Here is a 3,942-nt window from a genome sequence, read left to right as displayed (position 1 = left end):
GCTGCAGCTGGCCAAGGAAGAGCTCGAATTGTCCACGGTTGAGCTGTCGCTGAAATATGCACTTCCCTTGATTATTATTGCCATGAACTTGAAAGCTTGATTTGGCTAAGTCTACAGCCAGTACAGTAATTTCTTTCATGGGGGTTCCCTCTCGCTTGAATTTCCCGGTTGGAATTCCACACTTGCCCCAATAGGGCTCATCGTGGCCTTTTTTTCAATGCGGCGGGACCATTCCATCGACCTCCATTCGCTGGTACGTGAGCTGTAAGCTCTCCCTAAGGGACCTCGAGGAAATGATCTCCGAGCGCGGCGTTCAGGGCGGCGAAAACGATTGCCGGAATTGAGATGATGCTCATGATCAAAAGGGCAGATTGATATTCCCGGCTCCACTCCTTTCGAGCAGTTTTACTGCCCTCGCAGGATATCTGCGCCCGGGGAATGATCCCTTCAGAAACTCACTTCAGCCTCGGAAATGTTTGCGACAGAGCCCAGATCTTTCCTTGGTCTGGCCTCGACGGCATGCTATGAAGGAGCGGTTGACAGTCGTGAATTCCTCCCACTTTCAGGCATCTTCTATGAGCAAATCCCTGGATTACTACGATAAAAATGCTAAGGCCTATCATGCCCGCGTACATTCATGGGACATGAGTGCGCTCTACGCCGCCTTTCTCAAGCATTTTTCCGGCCAGGCCATCCTCGATCTCGGCTGTGGCACAGGACGCGACGCGCGCTATTTTTCAGAGCGAGGCTTTCACGTCATTGCTGTCGATGGTTCGAAAGAGCTCCTGGCCATGGCGCAGAAGGAAAGTCCCTCCAGCGACTGCCGTCTGATCGATTTCCGCAATCCCTTCTCCATCGGTACGAAGGTCGATGGTGTTTGGGCCTGTGCTTCGCTGCTTCACTTTGATGATGATATGTTCGAAACCATAGTACGGACGGTCTGCCACGATCTTCGAGACGGCGGTATCTTCTATATAGGCCTCAAGATTCGCGAAGTGAGCGAGCTGCCTGATGATGAGCGGCAATTTCATTACTGGACTCTTAAGAAGCTGGAACCCGCCGCCAAACGCTGTGGCTTGGCCTTGATAGAGCACGGCGTGGATGAGAGTCCAAGGATCGCTTGGTTGAATGCTTATTTTGTCAAAACGTGAGTCGAAGAAGCAAGATATCTTACGGACTTTTATGTGCGATCCCCAGGCTACATCACACTTGATCGCTCCCAGACTCGGTTGCTCGGCTTCGACCGTTAACGTTCATCTTGGGGGATGGTCAGGATTCTTTCCAAATCCTAACAGATCGTCCCAGAAGCCTTGGGAATCAGGATGGAGAGCGATGCAATCGAACTGAATATTTTCTGCTCCGATAGGCTCTGGCCAAAAACAGTAGTTTTCGGCCGCCACAGTTGCTTAAAATCGGAAATTCGTCAGAATAAATATTTGAACAACATTATCGAGCAGGATCATAGGCCCATCAAGCAGCTATTCAGAGCCACGTTGGGTTTCAAAAAATTTAAGTCAGCAAGGATCACTATCGGTGGTTTTGAGTCGATGAGGATCATTCGAAAACGGCAAGTCGGAGCAGAGGGCAACACCTCTGCTGAGATCTTCTATTCCGTGGCTGCATGATGGTTCGCGAATCCAGATATTTTCCCGCTAGAGTCTGCAAACGCTACAGAACGTTGCCGAACGAGTGCTTATTTTCCGCTCCAATACCGAGGCAAAGTGCGGCGATAGGTGTTTTCGAAGCTCTCCAGATCACGATAGGGTAGGCCTCGGCTGGACGCACCGTCAACAATGTCATGAGCCACTCCTTCCAATTCCACTTTCGGCGTATCTCGTCCATACCCAAGGTCGCTGATCAGTTGCGGATTGAGAATTGCGATAATACTGGGCACGCTTTCTGAATCCAGAATGGCTGCATTGATACGAACATAGCGCAAAGCTCGCTCGACCAGACTCAGACCTCGAACCGAAGTTTCATCAGCGGACTCCTCGTTAGACAGTTGGTGGTCAATGGTATCGGCCACTTCCCAACGATCACTCCGGCGGAGTTCATTCCAGAATCGCGGTTGGTGTTGTTCGAGAAGGTCGTAAATATCTTCACTGGAGTGGGTTTGTCGGACCTGATGCATAAGTTCGGCTGAAGAAATGCCGGCTGCTTCAGCATGGGCGGCAGGGCTGGAAAATGACGGCAATGCAGCGGCAATAAGCAAGAATGAAAGACGGACCGCTACAGCAAATGAACGCATAAAAAACTCCCTCGAATATGTGTGTATAGCCGCTAAGGAGCGGGTTTTTTTAGCATGAAGATCGGGGATCTTCAAGGATATCAGACCTCTAGTTCTGCAGCATTCTAGATGAAATATCCAAACAAAACGGCTTTCAGGATTGGAACTCGTTTTCTGCACATCTGAACCTCTGTGACCTGAAAGCCCTGCTTTTGCGCCACGTATTGTCGGTTAAGAGGTGGTCGGCAACGGCCACCTCTTAACCGACACTCAAGAATCCACCCAAAAATCTGGAAGTAAATTCAGCTGAGGACATTTCTAGCTCTATCGATATGGCTTAACTGGCGATACTGGCCAGAGGATCCTATAATGCCGGGTTGCAGGACTGTGCCTTCCACCATGTCTAGCCTGAGCCCTTTGACAAGGATTGAAAGACAAGAGAGGAAATAGGAATGAAGAGTTTGTGGTCAGTGTGCGTGCTGGCGTTGTGTACAGCGGCGACACTCTCGGCTGCGGAGCCAATCGAAGTGATGGTGCTGGGAACCTATCACTTCGGCAATCCTGGGGCCGATTTGAATAATATGAAAGCGGATGATGTCCTGGTTCCAAAAAGACAAAAGGAATTGCAGCAGTTGACCGATAGCTTGGCAAAATTTCAGCCGAACCGGATCATGGTGGAAGAGGAAGGCAAGGGTTCCGGTTTCGAATCGGCGGATTATAGTCGATACACGCCTGAACTTCTCAGCAAGGAGCGGAGTGAGACAACTCAGATCGCCTTTCGGCTAGCCCACAAACTTGGGCACAAGGCGGTGCATGCTATCGACGAACAACCCGCAGCTGGTGAACCGAACTATTTCCCAGTGGAAAAAGTGGATGCCTACGCCAAGGCAAACGGCATGCAATCGCAGTGGAAGGATTTGAAAGAGGACTCTGCCAAGGCTCTCAAAATCTTTGAAGAAAAGCAAAAAATAGCCACGATCGCTGAGTTGCTGATCGACCGTACTGACCCGAAGAATCGCTTAAATAACCAGGATTTCTACTACAGGATGCTGGTCTTCGGCAATGGCGAGGATCAGCCTGGAGCCGACCTGAACGCGGCTTGGTATCTGCATAATGCCAAAATTTTTGCCAAACTGCAGAGTATTGCAAAGCCCGGTGACCGAGTTCTGGTCGTCTATGGAGCCGGGCATCGGTATTGGTTGCGGCACTTCGTTGACGAAACGCCCGGATTCAAGGCGATCGACCCTATTCCCTATCTGAGAAAAGCTAAGCCTGCCCAGTGAAGCTCCGTCCGTGTAGGCGTGACACAATAAAAAACGTTCTGTTGCGTTTGCAGACCGCTCATCCCAGAACCATCGGCCCGAGACCGGCTTTTTCCTTTTTCTGAGCTCCGCGTCGAGTTCGGGGGTATAGCGAAGGACCCACCGATGGATGGTCGAGTGATCGACATGAACGCCGCGCTCATCCATCATTTCCTCGAGTTATAGGCGAGATACCAGCGGATGGAGGTCAGAATAAGGGTTACGCAAGTGAAGCCGCTCGTGTCCTCATCGCGTTTGGATTCAACCTGCTGAGTCTCCACCGTATCATCGCCACCACCTCGCCGGGCAATATCGCGTCCCAAAAAGTGCTGGAACGCATCGGCTTCACACGAGAAGGCTACCTGAAGCAGAATGTGCTGCAACGTGGCTCATGGCGGGATTCGCTGCTTTATG

General features: G+C 50.9%; 4 protein-coding genes and 2 pseudogenes. 4 read left to right on the top strand and 2 right to left on the bottom strand.

All coding sequences use genetic code 11. The features are described 5' to 3' along the window. The first annotated feature begins 524 nt into the window (after positions 1–524). Both VE954_RS40255 and VE954_RS44005 read left to right on the top strand, forming a co-directional pair. On the top strand, positions 525–1,151 hold the full coding sequence (locus tag VE954_RS40255; RefSeq protein ID WP_324963860.1) for a class I SAM-dependent methyltransferase: 627 nt from the start codon (positions 525–527) through the stop codon (positions 1,149–1,151). A gap of 264 nt (positions 1,152–1,415) precedes the next feature. Continuing rightward, positions 1,416–1,625: pseudogene (locus VE954_RS44005) on the top strand (DDE-type integrase/transposase/recombinase); the annotation flags it as partial. 68 nt (positions 1,626–1,693) lie between these two features. Here VE954_RS44005 and VE954_RS40250 read toward each other — a convergent pair. Continuing rightward, positions 1,694–2,248: a hypothetical protein gene (locus VE954_RS40250; protein ID WP_324963858.1), complete on the bottom strand. Its 555-nt coding sequence runs from the start codon at positions 2,246–2,248 to the stop codon at positions 1,694–1,696. Between the two features lie 431 nt (positions 2,249–2,679). On the opposite strand from VE954_RS40250, the gene VE954_RS40245 reads away from it, so the two are divergent. Further along, a complete protein-coding gene (locus tag VE954_RS40245; RefSeq protein WP_324963856.1) occupies positions 2,680–3,510 on the top strand; it encodes a DUF5694 domain-containing protein in 831 nt (276 codons plus the stop codon). Positions 3,511–3,614: 104 nt separating this feature from the next. Here the strand turns inward: VE954_RS40245 and VE954_RS40240 are convergent. Beyond that, positions 3,615–3,708 (bottom strand): annotated as a pseudogene (locus VE954_RS40240) (IS6 family transposase); the annotation flags it as partial. A 2-nt stretch (positions 3,709–3,710) separates the two neighbouring features. Between VE954_RS40240 and VE954_RS44000 the strand changes: the two are divergent. Then, the coding region (locus VE954_RS44000; RefSeq protein ID WP_349263870.1) for a GNAT family protein at positions 3,711–3,942 on the top strand (232 nt) is incomplete at its 3' end.

The organism is Oligoflexus sp. (assembly GCF_035638955.1).
GTDB lineage: Bacteria > Bdellovibrionota_B > Oligoflexia > Oligoflexales > Oligoflexaceae > Oligoflexus.
The sequence above is the reverse complement of the archived record's forward strand: the minus strand, read 5'-3'. Positions and strand labels throughout refer to the sequence as shown.